This is a genomic window from Pseudohaemophilus parahaemolyticus, from assembly GCF_938021905.1.
GTDB classification, from domain to species: Bacteria; Pseudomonadota; Gammaproteobacteria; order Enterobacterales; family Pasteurellaceae; genus Haemophilus_A; species Haemophilus_A parahaemolyticus_B.
The window spans coordinates 44400-68507 of sequence record NZ_CALIFA010000070.1; the positions used below are offsets into that span (position 1 = coordinate 44400).

At 39.0% G+C, this 24108-nt stretch carries 19 protein-coding genes; 8 read left to right on the forward strand and 11 right to left on the reverse strand.

The window, feature by feature from the left end:
- Nucleotides 1–26 precede the first annotated feature (26 nt).
- From QMF79_RS07570 to ilvY, 3 genes are read left to right on the forward strand one after another with little or no spacing between them, the layout of a single operon-like run.
- Nucleotides 27–785, forward strand: coding sequence for a glycosyltransferase family 25 protein (locus QMF79_RS07570; protein WP_281773354.1), 759 nt, complete (start codon nt 27–29; stop codon nt 783–785).
- On the forward strand, nt 782–1972 hold the full coding sequence (locus QMF79_RS07575; RefSeq protein ID WP_281773355.1) for a glycosyltransferase: 1191 nt from the start codon (nt 782–784) through the stop codon (nt 1970–1972). Before QMF79_RS07570 ends, QMF79_RS07575 begins: the two co-directional genes overlap by 4 nt.
- On the forward strand, nt 1941–2822 hold the full coding sequence (ilvY, locus tag QMF79_RS07580) for an HTH-type transcriptional activator IlvY (protein ID WP_281773356.1): 882 nt from the start codon (nt 1941–1943) through the stop codon (nt 2820–2822). The genes QMF79_RS07575 and ilvY overlap by 32 nt, the downstream gene beginning before the upstream one ends.
- A gap of 2 nt (nt 2823–2824) precedes the next feature.
- Here the strand turns inward: ilvY and QMF79_RS07585 are convergent, their stop codons facing one another.
- Nucleotides 2825–3430: a DUF2057 family protein gene (locus tag QMF79_RS07585; RefSeq protein ID WP_005707585.1), complete on the reverse strand. Its 606-nt coding sequence runs from the start codon at nt 3428–3430 to the stop codon at nt 2825–2827.
- Between the two features lie 136 nt (nt 3431–3566).
- Between QMF79_RS07585 and corC the strand changes: the two genes are divergently transcribed.
- From corC to QMF79_RS07600, 3 genes are all read left to right on the forward strand, one after another.
- Nucleotides 3567–4466, forward strand: coding sequence for a CNNM family magnesium/cobalt transport protein CorC (corC, locus tag QMF79_RS07590; RefSeq protein ID WP_281773357.1), 900 nt, complete (start codon nt 3567–3569; stop codon nt 4464–4466).
- A gap of 138 nt (nt 4467–4604) precedes the next feature.
- The gene (gene lnt, locus QMF79_RS07595; RefSeq protein ID WP_281773358.1) at nt 4605–6110 is read left to right on the forward strand and encodes an apolipoprotein N-acyltransferase; all 1506 of its coding nucleotides are present in this window, start codon (nt 4605–4607) and stop codon (nt 6108–6110) included.
- A gap of 142 nt (nt 6111–6252) precedes the next feature.
- Nucleotides 6253–8568 carry a DNA internalization-related competence protein ComEC/Rec2 gene (locus QMF79_RS07600; protein WP_281773359.1) on the forward strand — a complete coding sequence of 772 codons (2316 nt, stop codon included), beginning with the start codon at nt 6253–6255 and terminating at the stop codon, nt 8566–8568.
- Nucleotides 8569–8572: 4 nt separating this feature from the next.
- Here QMF79_RS07600 and gdhA read toward each other — a convergent pair whose 3' ends face one another.
- The 4 genes from gdhA to grpE all read right to left on the reverse strand — a co-directional run bounded on the left by gdhA (nt 8573) and on the right by grpE (nt 15728).
- Nucleotides 8573–9913, reverse strand: coding sequence for an NADP-specific glutamate dehydrogenase (gdhA, locus tag QMF79_RS07605; RefSeq protein WP_281773360.1), 1341 nt, complete (start codon nt 9911–9913; stop codon nt 8573–8575).
- Nucleotides 9914–10227: 314 nt separating this feature from the next.
- Complete coding sequence (locus QMF79_RS07610; protein ID WP_281773361.1) at nt 10228–11067, reverse strand: glycosyltransferase family A protein; 840 nt, start codon at nt 11065–11067, stop codon at nt 10228–10230.
- A gap of 29 nt (nt 11068–11096) precedes the next feature.
- Nucleotides 11097–15035: an ATP-dependent RNA helicase HrpA gene (gene hrpA, locus QMF79_RS07615; protein ID WP_281773362.1), complete on the reverse strand. Its 3939-nt coding sequence runs from the start codon at nt 15033–15035 to the stop codon at nt 11097–11099.
- Nucleotides 15036–15116: 81 nt separating this feature from the next.
- Nucleotides 15117–15728 (reverse strand): nucleotide exchange factor GrpE, encoded by a 612-nt coding sequence (grpE, locus tag QMF79_RS07620; protein ID WP_111312440.1) that lies wholly within the window; start codon nt 15726–15728, stop codon nt 15117–15119.
- Nucleotides 15729–15960: 232 nt separating this feature from the next.
- Here grpE and QMF79_RS07625 point away from each other — a divergent pair, with 232 nt between their 5' ends.
- Nucleotides 15961–17040 (forward strand): extracellular solute-binding protein, encoded by a 1080-nt coding sequence (locus QMF79_RS07625; protein ID WP_281773363.1) that lies wholly within the window; start codon nt 15961–15963, stop codon nt 17038–17040.
- Nucleotides 17041–17090: 50 nt separating this feature from the next.
- Here the strand turns inward: QMF79_RS07625 and fbp are convergent, their stop codons facing one another.
- The 3 genes from fbp to QMF79_RS07640 form a co-directional block, all read right to left on the reverse strand.
- The gene (gene fbp, locus QMF79_RS07630; RefSeq protein ID WP_281773364.1) at nt 17091–18095 is read right to left on the reverse strand and encodes a class 1 fructose-bisphosphatase; all 1005 of its coding nucleotides are present in this window, start codon (nt 18093–18095) and stop codon (nt 17091–17093) included.
- 146 nt (nt 18096–18241) lie between these two features.
- Nucleotides 18242–19402 carry an efflux RND transporter periplasmic adaptor subunit gene (locus QMF79_RS07635; protein WP_281773365.1) on the reverse strand — a complete coding sequence of 387 codons (1161 nt, stop codon included), beginning with the start codon at nt 19400–19402 and terminating at the stop codon, nt 18242–18244.
- A 73-nt stretch (nt 19403–19475) separates the two neighbouring features.
- Nucleotides 19476–20288, reverse strand: a complete 813-nt coding sequence (locus QMF79_RS07640) for a Cof-type HAD-IIB family hydrolase (protein ID WP_281773366.1) — start codon at nt 20286–20288, stop codon at nt 19476–19478.
- Nucleotides 20289–20829: 541 nt separating this feature from the next.
- Between QMF79_RS07640 and leuA the strand changes: the two genes are divergently transcribed.
- Nucleotides 20830–22380 (forward strand): 2-isopropylmalate synthase, encoded by a 1551-nt coding sequence (gene leuA, locus QMF79_RS07645; RefSeq protein WP_281773367.1) that lies wholly within the window; start codon nt 20830–20832, stop codon nt 22378–22380.
- 57 nt (nt 22381–22437) lie between these two features.
- On the opposite strand, the gene QMF79_RS07650 is transcribed toward leuA, so the two are convergent.
- The 3 genes from QMF79_RS07650 to tehB are packed head-to-tail and all read right to left on the reverse strand — an operon-like array spanning nt 22438 to nt 24045.
- Nucleotides 22438–22809 carry a copper resistance protein NlpE gene (locus QMF79_RS07650; protein WP_281773368.1) on the reverse strand — a complete coding sequence of 124 codons (372 nt, stop codon included), beginning with the start codon at nt 22807–22809 and terminating at the stop codon, nt 22438–22440.
- 17 nt (nt 22810–22826) lie between these two features.
- A complete protein-coding gene (locus tag QMF79_RS07655; protein WP_040217099.1) occupies nt 22827–23135 on the reverse strand; it encodes a DciA family protein in 309 nt (102 codons plus the stop codon).
- Between the two features lie 37 nt (nt 23136–23172).
- Complete coding sequence (gene tehB / locus QMF79_RS07660) at nt 23173–24045, reverse strand: SAM-dependent methyltransferase TehB (RefSeq protein WP_281773369.1); 873 nt, start codon at nt 24043–24045, stop codon at nt 23173–23175.
- Nucleotides 24046–24108 lie beyond the last annotated feature (63 nt).

Sequence of the window (24108 nt, forward strand, 5' to 3'; positions counted from 1 at the left end):
AATAAATACAGTTAGAAAAGGATAACATGAATACTAAAATCAAAATATATATAATAAACCTAGAAAAATCCAAAGAAAGACGAGATTTTATATATAACCAATTTGATAACTTACCTCAAAAGATAGGTTATCAATTCTTTAAAGCGGTGTATGGCAAAGAAGAACCTAACCACCCTTTATTCTCAAAATATAATGAGAAGAAAAGATTTGCAAGAAAAGGACACTATATGAGTTTATCTCAGTTAGGTTGTTTTGCAAGTCATTATCTATTATGGCAGAAATGTATTGAATTAAATCAAGGAATTATAGTTTTAGAGGATGATGCTATTATTTATTCTAATTTTCCTGATGTATTGAATTTTATTGAATCAAATGAAAATACTTTTGAGTTTTTCTGGCTAAGTCCTCCTGCACCTGCGAGACGAAATCAGAAAGGAAAAGTAGTTTACTCTTCAGAAAAACTCCAAGTCGCTCGATATAAAAAAGGATGGGGAAATGCGACAGGATATTTTATTAATCCTAATGCAGCAAGAAAATTACTAGACTACTGTAACGAGTGGATCTTAGATGTCGATATTATGATGGAGAGATACTGGGAAAATAAATTAGACCATCTTGCAATTATTCCTGCATGTGTTGAGCCAGATTTTTCAAAAGAAAGTAATATTCCAGTAGATAAACAACAAGGAAAACGTAGCTTAAAAACAAAGATATTAAGAGAAATATATAAAACAAAAGATAATGTAAACAAATTTATTTATGATTTATTTTCGGTGAATAAATGAAAATTCTTATTATACATAAATGGTTAGTAGCAGGTGGGGTAGAGAGAATACTTACTAACTACGCTAAAATTTTATACACCTTAAATCATAAGGTAGATATTATAATAAAATATAATCTAGAAAATGATTTTTTTAAGCAAGATTTAAAATTTTATAATTTAGATTATATTTTCAAAGAAAGTGATTATGATTCATTTTTATTAGCAAACAACCTAAGAAAGAAAAGTTTGCTTAGAAAATTACACTATGAATTCTTAAAGCTTTTTTATAAAATCAAATTTTCTAGAAAGGTAAAGAGTGTTATTGCTGAATATGATGTTATTATTAACTTTTCTGATTGCTTAGATTTTTTAATAAAAGATGGTAAGATTAATAAAAAAACTATTAGATGGATTCACAGTCAACTAGACCCAAATCCTAAGAATATTATTAAATCAAAGCTAGTCTTTTCTAAACATGATCTTGTTATTGCAATCTGTCACGATATGAAAGAAAAGATTATTAATCTATTATCATATAATGAGAAAAATATAGAGGTATTATTTAATCCAATAAATATAAATGAGTTAGAGGAAAAAAGTAAATTAATAGATGAAAAAGCTATTAATTTATTAGAAAGTCCTTTCTTATTACAAGTTTCTAGACTTTGTCATGATAAAGGACACTTCGAACTCCTTGATATATATAAGAAATTAAAAGATTTAGGCATCACACATAAACTTTATTTTATTGGAGATGGAGAAAACAAAGCTCTTTTAGAAGAAAAAATCAAGAAGCTTGGTCTAGAAAATGATTGCTTATTATTAGGAGAAATTAAAAACCCATATCCTTATTTTAAGCACGCAGATCTTTTTGTTCATACTTCGGAGTCCGAAGGGTTACCAACTGTATTATTAGAAAGTATGGCATTAGGAACGCCTGTTGTTGCAATGGATTGCCCGACTGGCCCTGCAGAAATTCTTGGAAGAAATCATGAATATGGCTATTTAATTGATATGCATGATAAAGAGAACTTTGTAAATACAGTTTATCATTTATTAAATAATAAAGATATTCTAGACTCTTATTCTAAAAAAGCTATTCAACGTAGTTTAGACTTTTCGGAAGAAAAGATAGCTATTCAATTAGAATCTTTATTAAATAAAATGGTAAATAATGGACTTCCAATCCCTAAAACTCTTTCTTGACCTCGCCCAAAGCCGCAGTTTTATCCGCACTGCGGAAAAAAACTATATGAGTGCTTCAACTCTTACACGCCATATTCAGCGAATGGAAGAGGAGATAGAACAACCGCTTTTAGTCAGAGATAACCGCCAAGTGCATCTTACAGAAGCTGGTGAAAAATTCTTGGAATTTGCAAAACAGAGTTGGGCAGATTGGCAAGCGATGAAAAATGCACTTTCTCCCCATCAAGGAGAATTAGAAGGCGAGTTGCAACTTTTCTGTTCAGTAACAGCAGCTTATAGCCATTTGCCTGCAATGTTAGAGAAGTTTCGTCAGCGTTATCCAAAGGTTGAAATCAAATTGATTACGGGCGACCCAGCTCATGCAGTCAGTGCGGTGCATTCCTTACAAGCTGACATTTCCCTTGCGGGTAAGCCAAACAATTTGCCAAATAATATCGAATTTCAGCATATTGACGATATTACGCTTTCATTGATTATTCCTCGCGTGGCTTGCTCTGCAACACAATTGCTTCAGCAAGATCCGATTGATTGGCAAAATATGCCGTTTATCTTACCGCTTGAAGGCTCCGCACGCCAGCGTATTGAAGCGTGGTTTAAATCGCAAAAAATTAAAGAACCTAAAATTTATGCCACCGTTGCAGGACACGAAGCGATAGTCCCGATGGTGGCATTAGGTTGTGGTGTAGCATTATTGCCCGATGTAGTGATTAAGCATAGCCCCGTAGCAAATCAAGTTTCTTACCTTAACTTAAAAAAGCCCATTGAACCTTTCGAATTAGGCATTTGTGTGCAAAAAAAACGCTTACAAGAGCCGATTATTAAGGCATTTTGGGAGCTATTTGCTTGCTAAAGTTATTTAGCGTTCTTTTTTGCCCATTCTAAGAAACGTTGTTGTGTTTCTTTATCTGCTTTAGAGAAGAGTAATTGCAATTGCTCTTCTTTTACATTTTTGGTTTCTACCACAATTTGCCCTTTTGCTTCAAAAGTCGCATTCACAAATGCAGGAACAGCCGCCACGCCTTTACTTGCGTTATACTTGACAAGGTTGTCTTCAATTCGGCTATTCGGTGCAAAGCCTTCGCCTTTTAACATATCTTGTTTAAACGGGATTTCTTTGCCTGATGCGGTTTGAATTTTAAAGGTTGGATTTGCTTGGAATTTATTGACATCGTGAGATGAGCGGAATTGAGGCACAACGAGTGTCATTTCTTCATTTGTTCCCTCAAAAGTTAATACTATTGGATTCATTGAAAAATATTTCCCATCCACAATATCACCCACACTCACCACCACTTGGTGCGTTTTAGTATCGTTAATTTGGACATTTTCCCAGCGTTTTACGGATTGACCATCTAACGCTAACATTTCCACTGAGTTAGGGGTTTTTAATGTGCCCGCAGTCGCAAACGTTGCCACCAAACAAGCGGTCGTTGTCATCATCAATTTTGCTAATTTCATCATATTTCCTTAAATTGTAATGGATTTAAAAAAAGTGATGTCTATGCTATGCTAAATTAAACAAAATAGAAATAATTTTATTATCAAGGCGTTATTTTTGTGGGAAAATCACGCTAATTTTTTAACAGGAATGATTATGAGTGATGAACATCAGAGCCTCGGCTCAACAGAAAAAACAGAGAAAAAGAATTTAATTCAGTCGTTTTTAGGTATCTTCCAAACAGAACCTAAAAACCGTGAAGATTTGGTAGAAGTGATCCGTGATTCGGTCGAAAATGAGTTGATCGATAGCGATACCAAAGAGATGATTGAAGGAGTGATGGAAATTTCCGAACTTCGTGTGCGTGATATTATGATCCCTCGTCCTCAAATTATTTCGATTGATTCAAAACTGCCGCTTGAAGCTTGCGTGGATATTATTATTGAATCTGCCCATTCTCGTTTCCCTGTGATTTTAGATGATAGCAAAGATAGCATTCAAGGCATTTTGCTTGCTAAAGATCTACTCAAATATCTCCGTTCTGATGCAGAAGAATTTAATATGGAAGCCATTCTTCGCCCTGCAGTAATTGTGCCAGAGAGTAAACGCGTGGATCGAATGCTCAAAGAGTTTCGCTCTGAACGCTTCCATATGGCATTGGTGGTCGATGAGTTCGGTGCGATGTCTGGCTTGGTCACCATCGAAGATATTTTAGAGCAAATTGTGGGCGATATTGAAGATGAGTTTGATGAAGAAGAAGTCGAACCAATCCGCCAACTTTCTCGCCATACTTATGCCGTTTCCGCTTTAACGGATATTGAAAAATTCAATGCCTTTTTCACCACCGAATTTACCGATGAAGAAGTAGATACCTTTGGTGGTTTGGTAATGCAAGCTTTCGGACACTTGCCACAACGTGGTGAGCAGATTGAGCTTGAACAAATGAATGTGAAAGTGACTTCTGCAGACAATCGCCGTTTGATTCAATTACGTGTAACCGTTTCAGACGAGCAATTAGAACGAATGGAAAGCCGTCAGGTAGAATCGGAAGAATAGTACTATCAATTAATTTAAACGCAGGGGCGGGGGTTATCCCCGCCTATTTTCATATATGATTTTCGAGTAGCCCTACGTGAAGAGCACGTACAATTACCATACATTTTTCAATTTGCATACCCATTTGAGTTCTTCATTATGTTAAATTCTATAAAAAATCCCCCTCGTTTAATCGCTTGCATCATCAGTTTTCTCTTTGGCGCAATCGGTACACTCGCCTTTTCGCCTTTTAATTACTGGATTATCGCCTTTGTTTCCGCCTTTGGCTTAATCTGGTCAGCCACTTTATCACAACGAAAAACCGCATTGTGGGCAACTTTTGCTTGGTCGATTGGTTATTTTGGCATTGGTGTAAATTGGATTCACGTCAGTATGATTCAATTCGGCGGTGTACCTGTTGTGATTAGCTATCTTGCAGTTCTGCTGCTTGCTTGCTACCTCGCACTCTACAACCTGCTCTTTACTTGGGGTGTGCATAAATTTAAGCTGAAAAATCCGTTTGTGCTTGCAAGCCTTTTCACTGGAACGGAATATCTCCGTGGCGTCGTTCTTACTGGTTTCCCGTGGCTTCAGCTCGGTTATAGTCAAGTTGATAGCCCTTTTGCCCATATCGCCCCGATTTTTGGCGTAGAAGGTGTTACTTTCTTCATTATTGTGATTGCTACTTATCTTGTTCAATTTATTTTGCAAGAAAATCGAAAAATTAAACCGCTTGCGACTTTTGCATTGCTCATAGCGGTCGGCTTTGCCACACGTTTTGCCAATTTCTGGCAAATTGATGCTGAAAAACAACCGCTTACCGTGAGCCTTGTGCAAGGCAATATTGAACAAAAAATGAAATGGGATCCTGCTCATTTCGACTATTCAGTGCAAACCTATGTGGATCTTATTCGTCCATTGCTTGGAAAAAGTGAGGTGATTATTCTGCCTGAATCGGCAATTCCCGCATTGGAAAATCAGATTTCCCCATTGCTTAGCTCAATGCAAAATGCGTCTGCGGAAAGCCAAAGCGATATTATTATCGGCACGCTTTATCAAGATAATCAAAATCAACTCTTTAACAGTGCGTTATTACTGAATGAACAACCTTATGATGCGGAACAAGCACCTCGCTATAAAAAGCATCACCTCGTGCCTTTTGGCGAATACGTGCCTTTTGGCTCAGTGTTAGATTGGATGCGTGAGGTCTTTATTCTGCCAATCAATTTATCGCAAGGGGAATTTGTTCAACCTGCATTACAGACGAAAAATACCCGTTTTAATTTAGCGATTTGCTATGAGATTATCTTTGGCGATCAAGTGCAACAAAACCAAAAAAACCACAATAGCGATTATCTCTTAACTATTACTAATGATGCATGGTTTGGAACTTCTATTGGCCCTTGGCAACATTTCCAAATGGCAAGAATGCGAGCTTTAGAACTTGGCAAGCCACTTCTTCGCTCTGCCAATACAGGAATCACTGCAATAGTGGATGCAAACGGCAAAGTGGTTCATCAATTGCCGCAATTTGAGAAAGGAGTACTTACCGCTCAGGTTTCTCCTGTAATAAGCAAAACACCATTTAGTTTATGGGGCAATACGGTACTTTATAGCTTAAGTGCTTTGATTGTGGCGTTGGCAGTGATGAGACGGAAACCATAAATCTTATCCTTTAGCAGCTGTATTTTTTTCTTTTTTAGATAGATGCAGTTGCTAAATTTTTTCGATCACGCTCGAAAATTTGAAAGAAAATTCTGCACACTTTTCCCTTTCTTGGCATACTGTCTAGCAAAAACAGATTGCTATGACATTAGACCGCTTTTTCATTCTTCTTTGTCTCTCTTTTTTGCCTGTTTTATGGCTGCCACAACAGGCTTTATTGCCTACGATGTTATTCGCTACACTCTTGATGCTTTATTTTGGCTTTAAGCAGCAGCTTTTGCCGTTTATGTTGAGCTTGATAATGTTGCTAAGTTATGGGCAAGTGTTAAAAATTGCAAATCAGGCAGAAAATTTTACCGCTTATAAAAGCACGCAACAGATTGAAATCATTAAAATTTTAAAGCAACAAGAATACCAAACCGCTGTTGGGCAACTGACGAGCGGTCAAAAAATTTATCTAAATTGGCAAGCCAAAACGCCTTTGCAATTAAATGCCACTTATCAAGCAGAGCTCAATCTTCGCCCAATTTCTGGACGTAGCAATATCGGTAATTTCGACCGTCAACGTTGGTATTTCGCTAATGATATTGATGGGCTGGCGACTGTTCGCAAGGCAGAATTTGCTCACGCCAATCACTTGCCCCTGCGAACCAGATGGATAAATCGCACTTATCAACAAACCGAAACGCTTGAAACCCAAGGGCTATTACTAGCTCTTGCCTTTGGGGAACGTGCTTGGTTGAAATCAGATCATTGGCAAATTTTCCAACAAACCACCACCGCGCATTTGATTGCCATTTCAGGGCTGCATATCGTGCTTGCCTTTGGTTTCGGCTTTTGGTTCGCCAAGCTAGGGCAATGGCTTATGCTCCGTGCAAAATGTTGTTATAATTTTGTACAGCGAATGGGATTTTCTTATCTATTTCCTCGCTTAATGGGCTTTGCTTTTGCTTTAAGTTACAGCTATTTGGCTGGTTTTGCTATTCCAACCATTCGAGCGATTTTTGCGATTAGTTTGATTTTGCTTTGCCAATTTGCACGCAAGCATTACACGCCTAGCCAATTTTGGTGGCGTATTGTTGCGATCTTGCTGATTTTAGATCCGATTACGATATTATCTGACAGCTTTTGGCTTTCAATTTTAGCTGTAGCAAGCCTGATTTTGTGGTATCGCTATTTCCCGCTTAAACAGTTTGAATGGCTCATTCCGAATTGGCTAAACCGCCCCTTTTTCAAGCCTGTGTTATCATTATTGCATTTACAAATGGGCATTTTTTTCCTTTTTTCGCCCGTACAATTTTTCTTTTTTGAAGGTTATTCTCCGCTTGGTTTTACAGCCAATTTATTAATCGTCCCTCTTTACAGCCTTGTGCTTGTGCCGGTGATTCTATTTACTCTCTTAACAGATAACCTGACCTACACTTGGCAATTGGCAGACTGGTTAGCACAATTTAGCTTATGGCTAATTAAACCACTTTCTCATTCGTGGATAACCTTATCTCAACAAAATCAATGGCATTTGCTCGCATTTTATACACTGATTCTGATCGGTATTTATACGAAAAATTGGCTGAAATCTTGGCAGTTTTTTGCCAAATTAAGCACCGTTTTAGCTTCAATTTATCTTGCTGGGCTTGGCTATCTGAAAAAAGATCATTACATCGAATGGATTACATTTGATATTGGTCAGGGCTTGGCTCAAGCCTTGGTTTACCAAGACGCAAGCGGTCAAAAACAGGCAATTTTTTACGATACGGGAGCAAGTTGGGGAGAAGGATCGCAACGCAATTCAATGGCAAATTTAGAGGTGCTGCCTTATTTAAAACGCAATAATATTCAGATTAAAGCGATTTTTATCAGCCACGATGATAACGATCACTCAGGGGGCATTGCCGATCTGCTGGTGGCATACCCTCATGCTCAGCTCTTTTCAAGTGGACAAACAGCTTATGCTCAGCGTATTCCAAAACCTTGTGTTGCAGGCAAAGAATGGCAATTTGACAGCATAAAGCTGACTGCAATTTTCCCCGAACAAATCACAAAGCGGGCAGAAAACCAACATTCTTGCACTTTATTAGTCGAAATAGACCGCTTGAAATTGCTTTTTACGGGCGATGCAGGCGTAGAGCAAGAGCGAATTTTTTCTCCGATAATTGGAAAAATCGATTTCTTACAAGTCGGGCATCATGGTAGTAAAACAAGCACAGGCGAGATTTTAGTGGCAACAACCAAACCTAATATTGCGGTGATTTCAGTTGGGCGTTGGAATGCGTGGAAAATGCCGAATAAAAATGTCGTCGAACGACTGGAAAAGCATGGCGTGCAGATTTTAGATACATCCAAGGTGGGTATGGTGAAAGTGATTTTTGAGGAGGGAAAATATCAAATAAAAACAAGCCGAACACGAAGTTCGGCTTGGCATCAAGCTTATTTTAATCACAATCCTAAGAAGGATTAGTTCATTATAAAACGCCTTGCTCTAACATCGCGGTTGCCACTTTTTTGAAGCCTGCGATGTTTGCACCGTTTACATAGTTCACATAGCCGTCTGCTTCTGTGCCGTTTTCCACACAGTTTTCGTGGATTGCGGTCATAATGCCGAATAAGCGTTGGTCAACTTCTTCTCGTGTCCAAGATAAACGGATTGCGTTTTGGCTCATTTCTAAGCCTGAAGTTGCCACACCACCTGCGTTTGCTGCTTTACCTGGTGCGTAAAGGATTTTCGCTGCGATGAACACTTCCACACCTTCTAATGTGGTTGGCATATTCGCGCCTTCAGCCACACAGATACAGCCGTTTTTCACTAATTCTTTTGCCGCTTCGCCATCTAATTCGTTTTGAGTTGCACACGGAAGGGCGATGTCACATTTTACACCCCAAGGTTTTTGACTTTCGAAGTATTGAATGCCTTGCTCTTGCGCATATACAGATAAACGTTCGCGACGTTCATTTTTAAGCACTAATAAATCCGCTAATTGTTGTTCAGTCATACCAGAATCTGGGAATAACACATAGCCGTTTGAATCTGAAACGGTTAACACTTTCGCGCCTTTTTGGATTGCTTTTTCAGCCGCATATTGCGCTACGTTACCTGAACCAGAAATCACCACGCGTTTGCCTTCAAAGCCTTGACCTTTGGTTGCAAGCATTGCATCTGCAAAGTACACCGCACCGTAACCTGTTGCTTCAGGACGAATTAAGCTACCGCCCCAAGTTAAGCCTTTACCTGTTAATACAGAAGCAAATTCGTTGCGTAATTTTTTGTATTGACCATACATATAACCGATTTCACGACCGCCTACACCGATGTCGCCTGCTGGTACGTCTGTATCTGCACCGATGTGGCGAGATAATTCAGTCATAAACGCTTGGCAGAAACGCATAACTTCTGCATCAGATTTGCCTTTCGGATCGAAGTCTGAACCACCTTTACCGCCCCCCATTGGCAATGTCGTTAATGCGTTTTTGAAAACTTGTTCGAACGCTAAGAATTTTAATACGCCTAAATCCACAGTTGGGTGGAAACGGATACCACCTTTATAAGGACCAATCGCAGAGTTCATTTGTACGCGATAACCACGGTTCACTTGTACATTACCCTTGTCATCCACCCACGTTACTCGGAAAGTAATTACACGCTCAGGCTCAACAATACGCTCTAAAATACTATGTTTAGTGTATTGTGGATTTTTTGCAAGGAACGGTGCTAAAGAGCCGAAAACTTCTTCAACAGCTTGATGGAATGGTGCTTGATTAGGATCACGTTGTTTGATTTTTTGGAACAGTGCGTTTAAGTCGCTCATAGTTTTCTCCTGTAAGATTTTAAATTTTTAAGAAATGCTGTGTTTTGGAATGGCTTGCAATGTATCAAAACTTTTTTTATTTGAAAAGATAGATTATAAAAAATAATGCAATAAATTAGAAAAACTATGCTTGAATGATTATTTTTTAAACTTTAAGTATGTTAAAAGAGAACTTTTTCAGTAAAAAAGAAAGAGAAAAGTAATTTTATGAATAGAATTTTTATCATTAGAAATTTTAATTATGGTTCCAACAAAAAATAAGCGGTTATTTTCTTGCAAAATTTTGCAGAAATCTAACCGCTTAGACCTAATCACTATTCATCCCTATTCCAAGGATAAACACCGCCATTAATTTCCATCACTTGACGCATTTTCATTCTAAACATTTCTTTAAATATCTGTGCCATTACTGGTTTTGGCATATTTGGTGCTATAGTTTGTATGGTAGGATAGAAGCCCGGATCGAATTTCTCAGGTTCCATCACATAGTTGACTGTAAAACTTTTAGAGCATTTTCCGATTGCTTTTATTTTTTTCAAGATTGCATAAAAATTGGTATCGTTGTTTTGTCCGCTATACCAAAAGTGAGAAACCTGTAAGGCTAATGCACGTTTAATTAAATAGCAGTTAGTATCAATATGCCCTTCTTTTTTATGTACTTCAGTTTGGCATTTGAAGGTTTGTTCATTGATGTTGAGATAATACGGAAAAGGATTTGGTAAATTATTATCATAATGCCCTATGGATTCTAACAAATCTTGGCAAATAAATTCTTCCTGATCATCATACAAATTACGCAATGAGAAAACATAATCTGCATTTGTTTCATTGAGTACTTTTAAGCTATTTTCAACATGATTTGCTTCATACCAATTATCATCGTCTAAGTAGCAAATTACGTCTTCTTTTACTAAAAAGGGGGCGATAGCATTGATACTGCTGTTTGTCCAACCATTTGCTCCAGTATTCATCGGCAAATAAGTTGCTATAACATGGGGATATTTATCTAAAATTTGTTTTGCATCTTTCGCAAATTGTTCTCCATCAACAAACACGTAATGTTTGCAAGGATAAGTTTGTTGTTGAACACTTAAAATCGCTCTTTCAAGATGAGGGCGCCCAATTGTTGAGGTAATGACTGCAACTGTTTTCATAATTTTTCCTAAAAAATAAATTTGCGTTATTATTTCATATCCGCAATTAAATTCAAAATTCGTTTATCTGAAATCGGATATTTTGTACCAATTTGTTGAGCGAATAAACTTACCCTGAGTTCTTCGATCATATAGCGAATTTCTAGCACTTCTGTTGGAATTGCTTTCGATTTTGGCAGTTTAGCAAGCAGCTGTTTGTAGGCTTCTTGAACCTGCTCAACACGTAGCATTTTAGCACGATCAGTGTTGGTATCTGTACCGAGTTTGTCTAAACGCTTGTCAATAGCGGTCAAATATCGGTAAAGATCGGCAAGCCGTTGATAGCCAGTTTGAGTCACGAAATTCGGATACACCAAGCCTGCCAATTGGGCTTTAATATCCGACAACGCAAACGCCATCGTGAAGTCCATTTTGCCTTTCATTCGTTTGTTGAGTTCAAATGCTAAAGTTAAGCATTTTTCCACTTGCAAGGCGATTTCTGCGGTAGTGTCGTTCAGATTGACACGCACAAACTCTTGAAGTTCACGGAATTTTTCTTCCGTCCAGACAAAACCGCCGAACTCATCAATCAACTTATCCACCGCACAAGCGATGCAGTCGTCAATCAGTTCCAACACCTTGCCAAACGGGGCGAAATATAAGCCGAGTTTCGCTTTGTTTGGTAGTTTTTCGTGTAAATATTTGATGGGCGAAGGCACATTTAGCAATAACAAACGGCGTAAACCTGCTTGCATCGCTTGCGTTTGTTCTGCTTCAGTTTCAAACAATTTCACGCCCACGGCGGTTTGTTCATCAACAATCGCAGGGTACGCCTTCACACTGAAATGCTGTTTTTTCTGCTCGTAGCATTGCGGTAAATCAGCGAAGCTCCAGAGATGCAAACCACTTTGCTCAATGCCATCGTCGGCAATGTTGGAAAGCATACTTTGCACCTGATCTTTGAGCTGGAATTTTAGTGCATCTAAATCACCGCTTTCGGTGATTTTTTTGCCTTTTTCATCTACCACGCGGAAAGTCATTTTTAAGTGTGCGGGCAATTGCGAATAATCCCACAATTCAGTCTCAACCGCTACGCCGGTCATTCTGCGAAGCTCGTAAGTCAGGCTTTCTAGCAACGGTTTAGCTAACGGTTCGGCACGCCCTAAAAAAGCATCGGCATAGTTCGGTGCAGGCACAAAATTACGACGTACCGCTTTCGGCAATGATTTAATCAAACTTACCACTAACTCGTGGCGTAGCCCTGGTATTTGCCAGTCAAAGCCTTCAGGCTCTACTTGGTTGAGCAATGGCAGCGGAATATGCACCGTCACCCCATCAGCCTCTGAACCTATTTCAAATTGATAAGTTAGCTTCAATTTTAGCTTCCCTTGATACCAGAAATTCGGGAAGTCTCGCTCGGAAACCTTGTTCGCTCCCTCGTTCATCAGGAATGACTTTTCAAAATTGAGTAATTCAGGATCGACTTTGCTTGCCTTTTTCCACCAGCTGTCGAAATGGCGGCTAGAGACCACTTCCGTGCCTACACGCTGATCGTAGAAGTCAAACAATACTTGCTCGTCCACCAAAATGTCGCGACGACGAGATTTGTGTTCAAGATCTTCCACTTCCTTGATCAAGCGGTTATTTTCTTTGAAGAATTTGTAATTATTCAGCCATTCACCTTCCACCATTGCCGAGCGAATAAAAATTTCGCGACTCACCGTTGGGTCAATGCTGCCATAATTAACCAAGCGTTTTTGCACAATCGGAATGCCATAGAGGGCGACTTTTTCATACGCCATTACCGCCCCTTTGGATTTCGCCCAATGTGGCTCGCTGTAACTGCTTTTCACCAAATGCTGTGCTAACGGCTCGACCCATTCAGGTTCGATTTTTGCTACCGTTCTTGCCCAGAGTTTGGTGGTTTCAACCAGCTCGGAAGCGATAACCCACTTAGGCTGTTTTTTGAAAAGCACAGAAGTTGGAAAGATGAAAAACTGTGTGTTTCTCGCCCCCTGATAGTGCATTTTCTCACTGTCTTTTAAGCCAATATAAGATAACAAGCCCGCCAATAAAGCGGTGTGAATTTGCTGATAATTTGCTTCAATCGTGTTAATCGGCAAGCCCATTTCACGTACCGACAAACGGAGTTGATGATAAATGTCTTGCCATTCCCGCACGCGTAAATAGTTGAGGTAATCTTTCTGACACTGCTTGCGGAACTGGTTTTTATTTAGCTCTTTTTGCTGGGTTTGAATGTAATGCCATAGATTCACAAATGCTAAAAAGTCAGAATCTTTATCGGCAAAACGGCGATGTTTTTCGTCTGACGCCTGTTGTTTTTCCTGCGGGCGTTCACGCGGATCTTGAATCGAAAGTGCGGAGACAATCATCATCACTTCGTGCAAACTGCCATTTTTCGCCGCTTCAATCACCATTCTTCCTAAACGTGGATCGATAGGTAATTGTGCTAATTGGTGACCGATTGGGGTGAGTTCATGTTTTTCGCCAAATTTAGTTTTGCGAATGTAAAACGCTTGTAATTCTTCAAGCAAGCGAATCCCGTCTTGCACTTGGCGAACATCGGGCGAATCCACGAATGGAAATGCAGTAATATCGCTCAACCCAAGCGATGCCATCTGCAAAATAACCGAAGCTAAATTGGTGCGTAAAATCTCAGGATCGGTAAATTCAGGGCGGCTTTTAAAATCCTCCTCTGAATATAAACGGATACAAATCCCCTCAGACACACGTCCGCATCGCCCTTTACGCTGATTGGCAGAAGCCTGTGAAATCGGCTCAATCGGCAAACGTTGCACTTTAGTACGATAGCTATAACGTGAAATACGTGCCGTCCCTGTATCAATCACATATTTAATATTCGGAATGGTAAGCGATGTTTCTGCCACGTTGGTGGCTAAAATAATACGGTTCAGACTACTCGGACGGAAAATGCGTTGTTGCTCTTCTACAGACAAGCGAGCGTAAAGCGGCAGAATTTCAGTAAAATGCAGATTCTGCTTTTGTAACGCTTCCGCAGTGTCGCGAATTTCACGTTCGCCGTTCATAAAGATCAGAATATCGCCTCGTCCTTCGGCTTGCAGTTCGTCTACCGCATTTAGAATACCTTGCAGTTGGTCTTGATCGCCTTCTTCCACAATCGGGCGATAACGTACTTCCACAGGGAAGGTTCTTCCCGATACTTCAATAATCGGCGCATTATTGAAATGGCGTGAAAAGCGTTCCACATCAATAGTCGCCGAGGTGATGATCACTTTCAGATCAGGACGTTTGTGTAGAATCTGTTTGAGATAACCCAAAATGAAATCGTTGTTAAGGCTGCGTTCGTGGGCTTCGTCGATAATGAGCGTGTCGTATTGGTTTAAATAGCGGTCGTTCTGAATTTCAGCCAGCAAAATCCCGTCCGTCATCAATTTGACTAACGTATTTTCGCTCACTTGATCATTAAAACGCACTTTATAACCGATCGTCGTGCCTATCTCTGATTGCAATTCTTCGGCAATACGGTTTGCCACTGCTCGGGCAGCAATACGGCGCGGTTGGGTATGCCCAATCAAGCCTTTCACGCCACGCCCTAGCTCCAAGCACATTTTCGGTAACTGGGTGGTTTTGCCCGAGCCTGTTTCTCCTGCAATCACTACGACTTGGTTCTCTGCAATTAGCTTGAGAATTTCCTCACGGCGTCCCGAAACAGGCAGGTCAGGATAGTTGATTTTAAGGCTTTCTTGATGAGCTTTACGAGCAGAAAAATGGGCTTGTGCTGTGAGAATATCTTGTTCAATTTCTGTTTGAATTGCTTGTTTTGTTTCTGGCTTTTTCACGTTAGATAAGCCATAAATGCGAGAGCACAAACGACGATAATCGCTGGTGGTAAGATCTTTTAATTGAGCAATCAACGCTTTTTGTGTGTCATCAAGCGGTCGTTTTTTAGGATTTTTTGGCGAAAATTGGGGAGATGTTGGTTTCATACTGATTTTTCAGGGATTAAATATGAAAATAGCCCCATTAAAGTGGGGCTGAACGATATAATTAGAGACAATGTACACGTGTTAGTTTGCCACCATAACCATTGCTGGACGTAGCACTCGACCTTGAAGTGTATAGCCTTTTTGTAACACGACACTTATGTGGTTCGACTCAATGCCTTCAGCGGGTTGCATTGAAATCGCTTGGTGAAGTTCAGGATTAAATGCTTCACCAACAACACCTACTGCTTCTACACCAAATTTGCCTAAGGTTGAAATGAATTCTTTGTGGGTCATTTCTACGCCATCAACTAACGCTTGTGTTGTTTCATCAGTAACTGCTTTATCTAATGCATCTAAGCCACGTTCAAGGTTATCTACCACTGTTAATAACTCTTTTGAAAATTTTTCTAATGCAAATTTATGGGCTTTTTCCACATCTTGCTCAGCACGACGGCGAATATTTTGAATTTCTGCTTGGGCACGTAATTGAATATCTTTTTCACGGGCATCAATTTCTGAAACGTAAATTTCTAATTCATTGATACGAGCATAAGCTGCCGCTAATTCAGCTTCTACAGGTTGCTCTTCTCTATTTTCTGATTGTACTTGCTCTTCAACCGCTTCAGGTTGTTGGAGTTCTACATTTTCTTGTTCTGTGCTTTGCTCTTGTGCTTTTTCTTGTTGAGTAGTCATACAAAATCCTCTTAAATTCAGTAAAATAAAATCTGGTTTAATATAATAGCAAATTAGCGAAATTCAAGAAGAATAGGAAAATAAATCCTTCTTCAGGGCAAAAAAGGCTTGCAAAATATGGGGGGTAGCTTAAAATCCCTTCGATTTCATTGCCATTGATTGGTGTGGAAGATTCGTCAAACTTCGGAGAAATCCGACCGCTTTTATCTTTTTTCTTAACGGAGAAAACTAAATGAAAAAATTCGCAGGTTTATTCGCTGCAGGTGTGGCTTCATTGGCATTAACAGCTTGTAATGAAGAAAAGGCAAAAACAACTGAGGCTACTGCCCCAGCTGATGCTGGCACTGTTCACTTATATACTTGGACTGAGTATGTACCTGAAGGTTTGTTAGATCAATTTCAAAAAGAGACTGGTATTAAAGTTGAGGTATCTAGCCTTGAATCTAACGAAACAATGTATGCGAAGTTAAAACTTCAAGGTAAAGATGGCGGTTATGATGTAATCGCACCTTCCAATTACTTTGTGTCTAAAATGGCAAAAGAAGGAATGTTAGCGGAGCTTGATCACAGCAAATTACCCGTTATCGCAGAATTAAACCCTGACTGGTTAGACAAACCTTACGATAAAGGTAACAAATATTCATTACCTCAACTTTTAGGTGCCCCAGGCATTGCATTTAACACTAACAACTACAAAGGCGGCCAATTCACCTCTTGGGGGGATTTATGGAAACCTGAATTTGCGAACAAAATCCAATTGTTAGATGATGCACGTGAAGTATTCAACATCGCATTATTAAAATTAGGCAAAAATCCAAATACCACAGATCCTGAAGAGATCAAAGCAGCTTATGAAGAGTTAAAAAAATTACGCCCAAACGTACTTTCATTCAGCTCTGACAACCCTGCAAACTCATTCATCTCTGGTGAAGTGTCTGTAGGTCAATTATGGAACGGTTCTGTGCGTATTGCGAAGAAAGAACAAGCCCCTATTGATATGGTGTTCCCAAAAGAGGGCCCGGTACTTTGGGTTGATACTTTAGCGATTCCAGCAAACTCTAAAAATAAAGAGAATGCACATAAGTTAATCAACTACTTATTAAGTGCGAAAGTTTCTGAGCAACTTACGCTTGCTATCGGTTACCCAACTTCAAATATAAAAGCATTAGAAGTATTACCGAAAGAGATTACGCAAGATCCAGCGATTTACCCAACACAAAAAGTGCTGCAAGAATCACAATGGCAAGACGATGTGGGTGATGCAATCGAACTTTACGAGAAATATTACCAAGAGTTAAAAGCGTCTAAATAATCACCGTTATTAAAAAAGAGCTGGTTTATACCAGCTCTTTTTTATAAATATTATTCTGCAAATTCATGCATAAATTCAACCGCTTTTTCAACCATCTCTTTAGAGCCTGTAAAAAACGGCACACGTTGGTGGAGTTTAGTTGGCTTAATATCTAAAATTGGGTTAATGCCATCAGTTGCTAAACCACCCGCCTGTTCAGCTAAGAATGCCATTGGATTGCCTTCATAAAGTAAACGCAATTTACCTTGCGGATAAACAGTTGAGGTTGGGTAGATATAAATCCCACCTTTGAGCAAATTACGATGGAAGTCGGAAACCAATGAGCCTATATAACGAGAAGAGTATGGACGTTTGGTTGCTTCATCACTCTCTTGGCAGTATTTAATAAAGCGTTTTACACCTTGCGGGAAGGTAACATATTGCCCTTCGTTGATAGAGTAATATTTCCCTTTTTCAGGCATTTGCATATCAGGATGAGAGAGAATAAACAAGCCAAGCGATGGCTCATAAGTAAAGCCGTTTACGCCGTTACCCGTGGTATAAACCAACATTGTAGATGAACCGTAAGTGACATAACCCGCCGCTACTTGTTTTCTTCCTTCTTGCAAAAAATCTTCCATCGTCACTGGCGTACCGATTGGTGAAACACGTTTATAGATAGAGAAGATCGTGCCCACAGATACATTCACATCAATATTTGATGAGCCATCAAGCGGGTCAGTCATTAAAATATATTTTGCATTACGAGAGCGTTCAGTATCAAATGAGATGAAAGTGTCATCTTCTTCAGAGGCAAATCCAGCCACTTCTTCACGTGCAATAAGGGCTTTTTTCATTGTTTCGTTAGCAAAAACATCCAATTTCATCTGGGCTTCGCCTTGAATATTCTCTGAGCCTGCAACACCTAAAATATCTTTACTTAAGCCCGCATGGTTAATTTCGCGGTGGATAAATTTTGCCGCCAAGCGGATAGAAGAAAGAATGCCACTCAGCTCCCCTTTTGCCTGTGGGTATTCCGCTTGTTTCTCAATAATAAATTCGCCTAATGTTTTCATAATCACTCCTTTTTATGAATTGTTAAATTGATTATAGAAAGGATTTTAAGAAAAGATGTAATAGAAATATTGAAAAACGTGATCTAGATCACACTATTTTAACAATAAAAAGAATAGGTAATGTTTTTACACATTACCTATTTAACTTAAAACATCCTTCTCTTCAGTTCAAAGCCAACTTTTTCTTGCCCTGAGCGTTGTGTCACAATCACTTGCTCACCTTCTTCAAGCCCTGAAAGAATTTCTGTATATTGACTATCCTTTAAGCCTGTTTGCACAGTTTTTTCTTCCACTTTGTTATTTTTCAGCACTTGTACAATTGTTTTATCGCCTTGTTTTTTTAACGTGGAAGTGGGTACTGCAAGCACATTCTCACGTTTGGCAATATTGATTTGCCCTTGTACCGTCATACCAATTCGTAATCTATTTTCGGCATTATCTACAAACGAATTGGCATAATAATAAACTGCCTCCGTATTGCCTGATTCTTCCGTGTAATTGTTGTCGGTTAATGTCGTTAAAGCGGGGTCAACCGTATCAATCTTACTTTCATAGGAATGGTTTGGCTCAGCAAGTGTGGTAAAGCGGATCGCTTGACCTGCTTGTACCTGGGCAATATCGCCTTCTGAAACCTCCAGTTTAATCAACATTTTTGAAAGATCTGCCACTTGCACAATCGTTGGTGACGTTTGGTTTGAGTTTACCGTTTGTCCAACCGAGACGGGCACAGAAACAATCACTCCATCCATCGGAGAAAGAATTTGAGTGTAATTCAAATTTGTTTTAGCATCACTTACCGAGATTTGAGCAGACTTAATTTGTGATTTAGCCTCATCAACACTCGCTTTAGCGGATGCTAATGTATTTTTTGCTGTCTCTAACTCAGAAAGTGAGGTGCTGTTCGTTTTGTAGAGTCGGCTCAAACGATTGTAATTCGATTGTGCGACATCAAGTGCGACTTGTGCCGATTTCAATTTCGCTTGATAAGAGGCTAAATTCGCTTCTGCCGTGCTTAAGCTATTACTTTGGTTGCTTGCATCAATTTCTGCAATTAAATCGCCTTTTTTGACCGCTTGTCCGAGTTTTACGTTAAGAGAAATGATTTTACCAGACACCTGAGCCCCTACTTCGGTTCGTTGGCTTGCTCGCACAGAGCCTGTCGCAAGCACGCTTTTATCAAGTGTCATTTTGGTTACAGGTTCGGTAATGTAGTAAATTTGCTCAGCATTATCATTGCTTTTTATATAAAAATAACTCGCTACACCCATTGCCAGTAGCGAGCCTAAAATAATCGGTTTTAATTTCATTCAATATCCAAATGGTGGTTTAACAAGCGGTAATAATTGACTGATTTTTTGCAGATTGGTTCAGCAAATTATTTTATAAATCAAATACATTTTTAATATATCTCGCCACCGCTTCATCTTTATTAAACCCAATCATTTCATTGTTTGGTAATGCTTCTTTTAAACGCGGATCTGCATTGCCCATCACGCAACCTTTTCCTGCTTGTTTTAGCATTTCAAAATCATTCATCCCATCGCCAAAAACAAGGCAATCTTTTAAGGTGTAGCCTCTGCGTTCAGCCAGTTCTTCCAATGCGTTTGCTTTTGATACGCCATTATTCATTACTTCCAAACATTGTGGTGTGGAATAAACCGTATAAACTTGATCACCATAGGTTTCTCTGATTTTTTGTTCAATTGGCAATAAATCTGCTAATTTTCTACCAATAAAAAAGACTTTTTCGGTTTGTCTGCCGTGATGCTGAGCAAAATCGACCACTTGATACATAAAGCCAGAATCTTTGTGATATTTGCGTAAAGATTCTAAATCAATGTTGATAAACCATTCATCCCCTTGATAACTATTTACGCATACACGCGTAGGATCAAATTCAATATTCATTAGCTTGAATGCAAGCTCTTCGGGTAAGTGATGATTTAAGACACATTCGCCAGAAAGAAAATTCGCACGAGCACCATTTGAAGTTACTAACATCGCTTCATCTACATTAACTTTACGAATAATATGCTGCACATCAGGTAAATTTCGACCTGTGGCAATATAAACATCCACACCTTTTTGAGATAGTTCGCTTAATATTTTAATAGTAAAATCGCCAATTTTATGTTCAGCATTAAGCAAAGTGCCGTCTAAATCAGAAATAATCGCTTTAAATGGGAGTGTCATTCTTTACTTTCCTTTACAATTGGGGATTTGAGCATAATGACCGTTAGGCTATCAAATTTCCCTTACTACAGCAAAGGAAATAACTATTTCTTATAAAATAGATCAAAGAGTAATTTATTTTTTTCGTAAATTAATTGTAAAGCGAAAAAATCCTCTATTTGTAATTCTATCTCACTTTTATATGGCAAGCTTTAAACATTCATTATATTTAAAACTATTTAATTGCACATAATTAGTTTTTTATTCTTTATCTAGTTTAAAAAATCACAATAAAAACGTTTGCGTAAGTGAAAAGTGCTATTGACATAGTTTTTTTTACCGCTATGATAAGACACATCAACTGAATAATAATGCAAACATAAACACACACAACACACATGGAAAAACTACTTTCACTCCGATTATCTCTGTTATCGTATTTCATGCGAGGCTAAGGTTTATCTGAAGGAAGTCAGTTCACTATCCAAACTTTGCCCGCATACTCGTATGTGGGTTTTTTTTATTCTGAACACAATAAACGAACGTTTATAAGGAAATGTTTATGGCAAACAATAATGTAATTATTTTCGATACCACCCTTCGTGACGGCGAGCAAGCACTGAAAGCCAGTTTAACTGTAAAAGAGAAATTACAAATCGCATTGGCATTAGAACGTTTAGGCGTGGATGTCATGGAAGTGGGATTTCCTGTTTCTTCGGCAGGTGATTTCGACTCGGTCAAAACCATTGCACAAAACATCAAAAACAGCCGTGTTTGTGCCCTGTCTCGTGCAGTGGATAAAGATATTGATGTCGCTGCAGAAGCATTAAAAGTAGCGGAAGCGTTTCGTATTCATACCTTTATCGCCACCTCTGCATTACACGTTGAAGCGAAACTCAAACGTTCATTTGATGATGTGGTTGAAATGGCAATTCACGCAGTAAAACGTTCAAGAGGTTATACCGATGACGTAGAATTTTCGTGTGAAGATGCAGGACGTACAGGGATTGATAATATCTGCCGTATTGTTGAAGCTGCAATTAAAGCTGGAGCAACAACGGTAAATATTCCAGACACAGTGGGCTATTGCTTACCAACCCAATACGGCAGCATTATCGCCGATGTAGTAAACCGCGTGCCAAATATCGACAAAGCTGTAATTTCGGTGCACTGCCATAACGATTTAGGAATGGCAACCGCAAACTCTTTAACCGCAGTGTTAAACGGCGCTCGCCAAATTGAATGTACCATTAACGGCATCGGAGAACGTGCGGGGAATACTGCACTTGAAGAAGTAGTAATGGCAATCAAAACACGTCAAGATATGTTCAACGGCTTGGACACTCGCATTAATACGCAAGAAATTCATCGCGTAAGCCAAATGGTAAGCCAGCTTTGTAATATGCCAATTCAGCCGAATAAAGCGATTGTAGGCTCGAATGCGTTTGCTCACTCATCAGGGATCCACCAAGACGGTATGGTGAAAAACAAAAACACCTACGAAATTATGTCGCCAGAAACCATTGGCTTGAAAAAAGAGAAGTTAAATTTAACCGCTCGTTCAGGACGTGCTGCAGTGAGAAATCATATGGCAGAAATGGGTTACCAAGACAGCGATTACGATTTAGATAAACTCTATACTGCCTTCCTTGAGCTTGCCGATAAAAAAGGTCAAGTATTCGATTATGATTTAGAGGCCCTTGCATTCATTGATATGCGTTCTGGCGATGAGGATCGTTTGAAATTAGATGTGATTACTTCGCAAACCATCAGCACCTTGCCAGCATCTGCGTTTGTACAAGTGGAACTCGATGGCGAAAAATTAAGCCAAGTATCAAATGGCGGTAATGGTCCTGTGGATGCAGTATTCAATGCGATCTTAAATATCACAGGATTAGAGCTAAAAATGTCGCACTACAACCTTACCGCGAAAGGCGAAGGGGCAGAAGCGTTAGGGCAGGTTGATATTGTGGTGGAACACGAAGGACGTAAATTCCACGGCGTTGGTTTAGCGACAGACATTGTGGAATCCTCGGCACGAGCATTAATTCACGCCATCAACGCGATTTACCGCGCACACAAAGTGGCGCATTTGAAGGCGAAAAGAGGGTAGTTTTATAAATATTTAGGGCGTGAATAACACGCCCTAAATTGAGTAAAAATAACTTAATTATTTTTTCATTAATTTATAATTTAATTGCGTATTCGTAACAGAATTACCATCTGCATCTAATAATTCCGCATATTTATCGGTTACTTTTAACAATAAATTGCCTGAGTTTTGTTCTAAACGAATCACACCAGATTTTTGTTTATCCCAAGCAAATTTACCTTTATCAACAAAGGGATGTTGTTTGCCATTTTTGAAATAAACTGTGTTGTATTGATAGGTATTATCTGCGTTTAGCACCAATTCAGCTTGGATTTTGTCGCAGTCGGAACAAGGTAGTTCGCCTTGATAGGTACCTGCAACATTTTTATTTGGAAGCATTGAACACGCACCTAATAAGCTTGCGGTTAAAACTAATACAATTTTTTTCATCGTGGCAATCTCCTTAATTAACTCAATTTGAAATCGGGATTGATTTTAAACACACATTCATCAATCTGCGGATAAATTTTTTGGATCATTGAAAGCAGTTGCATTTGTTGCATCTGCAAACCTTGCGAAATGGTCGCATTCGGCACTTCAATAATCAAGTGATTTTCTACCAAATTAACAATGCGATAAAGCTTACGGAATTGAGCGGGCAAAAGCGATTGAATTTTCTCGTTAAGCTCATTCAATTGATTTGCACGTTGGACAATCTTAACCAGACTGGAGTTCTCCAAAATTTCCGTAATGTTTTTTATTGAGTGATTTTTCATCAAATTCGAACGTTTGAAAATAATCCCGATCTTACCGCTATTTTAGTTTTTTCGCCAACATTGTTGCAAAACGAAGCTGAATGCGGTTACCTTCGCTATCAGTTTTATGTAAATGCCCCAAATCTTCGTTATATTTCACTAATTCCCAATCTTGGTAATAGTTCGCCAATTCGCTCTCTTTGAAGGTAAATGAGAACGGCATTGGGCAAGGATAATCTTCGGTGCTCATTGCACACACGATTAAGTTATACCCACCCACTTTGGTATTTTTCTGCATATTTTCAATAATGCTAGGAATGCGATCACGATTAAGGAACATCATTACCACAGTTGAAACAATCAGATCAAATTCGCCTACTTGAGAGCCAATAGTTGCTTGGTTAATATCATAAATGTCTGTTGAAATATTTGAGAGTCCTTCTTTTTCGATAATACGATTTAAGAAATCAATGCTCTCTTCGTTGTGATCGACCGCGGTAACATCAAAACCAAGCAAGTTTAAATAGAGTGAGTTACGACCGCGTCCACAGCCTAAATCCAATGCTTTTCCGCCTTTCACATAATTAACTGCGTTTAACACTTCAGAATGTGTGGTGGTTAGGTTATATTTTTTCGCATAAAAATCTTCAGGCGTGCAGTAGAAAGCGAGCTGGCAGGTTAAATCATCAGAAAGGGCTTGGACTTTGTGCCAAACTTGAGGTACAACAAAAGGCGGTTGATGTTCGGTATCAAACACGGTTTCGCTTAAAACTTCACCGTCTTCAGTTAATTCAAAATATTTTAATGAACCGCTCAAAATGGTTAATTTTGCCCAAGTGCCGACTTTAGTATTATGCTGTTCTTGGAACATTTGTGGGAGTGTATTGACATTCCAAACGGGCATTTGTTTGTAGCAGATTAGATTTTCCATAGAATTTCCTTTCTCAATGATAAATAATAAAACTGCTGTTATTCTATCACTTCGCACTTTCTG

Coding starts and splice junctions, on each gene's coding strand:
- QMF79_RS07570 (WP_281773354.1), top strand. CDS start 27: ATGAATACTAAAATCAAAATATATATAATAAACCTAGAAAAATCCAAA.
- QMF79_RS07575 (WP_281773355.1), top strand. CDS start 782: ATGAAAATTCTTATTATACATAAATGGTTAGTAGCAGGTGGGGTAGAG.
- ilvY (WP_281773356.1), top strand. CDS start 1,941: ATGGACTTCCAATCCCTAAAACTCTTTCTTGACCTCGCCCAAAGCCGC.
- QMF79_RS07585 (WP_005707585.1), bottom strand. CDS start 3,430: ATGAAATTAGCAAAATTGATGATGACAACGACCGCTTGTTTGGTGGCA.
- corC (WP_281773357.1), top strand. CDS start 3,567: ATGAGTGATGAACATCAGAGCCTCGGCTCAACAGAAAAAACAGAGAAA.
- lnt (WP_281773358.1), top strand. CDS start 4,605: ATGTTAAATTCTATAAAAAATCCCCCTCGTTTAATCGCTTGCATCATC.
- QMF79_RS07600 (WP_281773359.1), top strand. CDS start 6,253: ATGACATTAGACCGCTTTTTCATTCTTCTTTGTCTCTCTTTTTTGCCT.
- gdhA (WP_281773360.1), bottom strand. CDS start 9,913: ATGAGCGACTTAAACGCACTGTTCCAAAAAATCAAACAACGTGATCCT.
- QMF79_RS07610 (WP_281773361.1), bottom strand. CDS start 11,067: ATGAAAACAGTTGCAGTCATTACCTCAACAATTGGGCGCCCTCATCTT.
- hrpA (WP_281773362.1), bottom strand. CDS start 15,035: ATGAAACCAACATCTCCCCAATTTTCGCCAAAAAATCCTAAAAAACGA.
- grpE (WP_111312440.1), bottom strand. CDS start 15,728: ATGACTACTCAACAAGAAAAAGCACAAGAGCAAAGCACAGAACAAGAA.
- QMF79_RS07625 (WP_281773363.1), top strand. CDS start 15,961: ATGAAAAAATTCGCAGGTTTATTCGCTGCAGGTGTGGCTTCATTGGCA.
- fbp (WP_281773364.1), bottom strand. CDS start 18,095: ATGAAAACATTAGGCGAATTTATTATTGAGAAACAAGCGGAATACCCA.
- QMF79_RS07635 (WP_281773365.1), bottom strand. CDS start 19,402: ATGAAATTAAAACCGATTATTTTAGGCTCGCTACTGGCAATGGGTGTA.
- QMF79_RS07640 (WP_281773366.1), bottom strand. CDS start 20,288: ATGACACTCCCATTTAAAGCGATTATTTCTGATTTAGACGGCACTTTG.
- leuA (WP_281773367.1), top strand. CDS start 20,830: ATGGCAAACAATAATGTAATTATTTTCGATACCACCCTTCGTGACGGC.
- QMF79_RS07650 (WP_281773368.1), bottom strand. CDS start 22,809: ATGAAAAAAATTGTATTAGTTTTAACCGCAAGCTTATTAGGTGCGTGT.
- QMF79_RS07655 (WP_040217099.1), bottom strand. CDS start 23,135: ATGAAAAATCACTCAATAAAAAACATTACGGAAATTTTGGAGAACTCC.
- tehB (WP_281773369.1), bottom strand. CDS start 24,045: ATGGAAAATCTAATCTGCTACAAACAAATGCCCGTTTGGAATGTCAAT.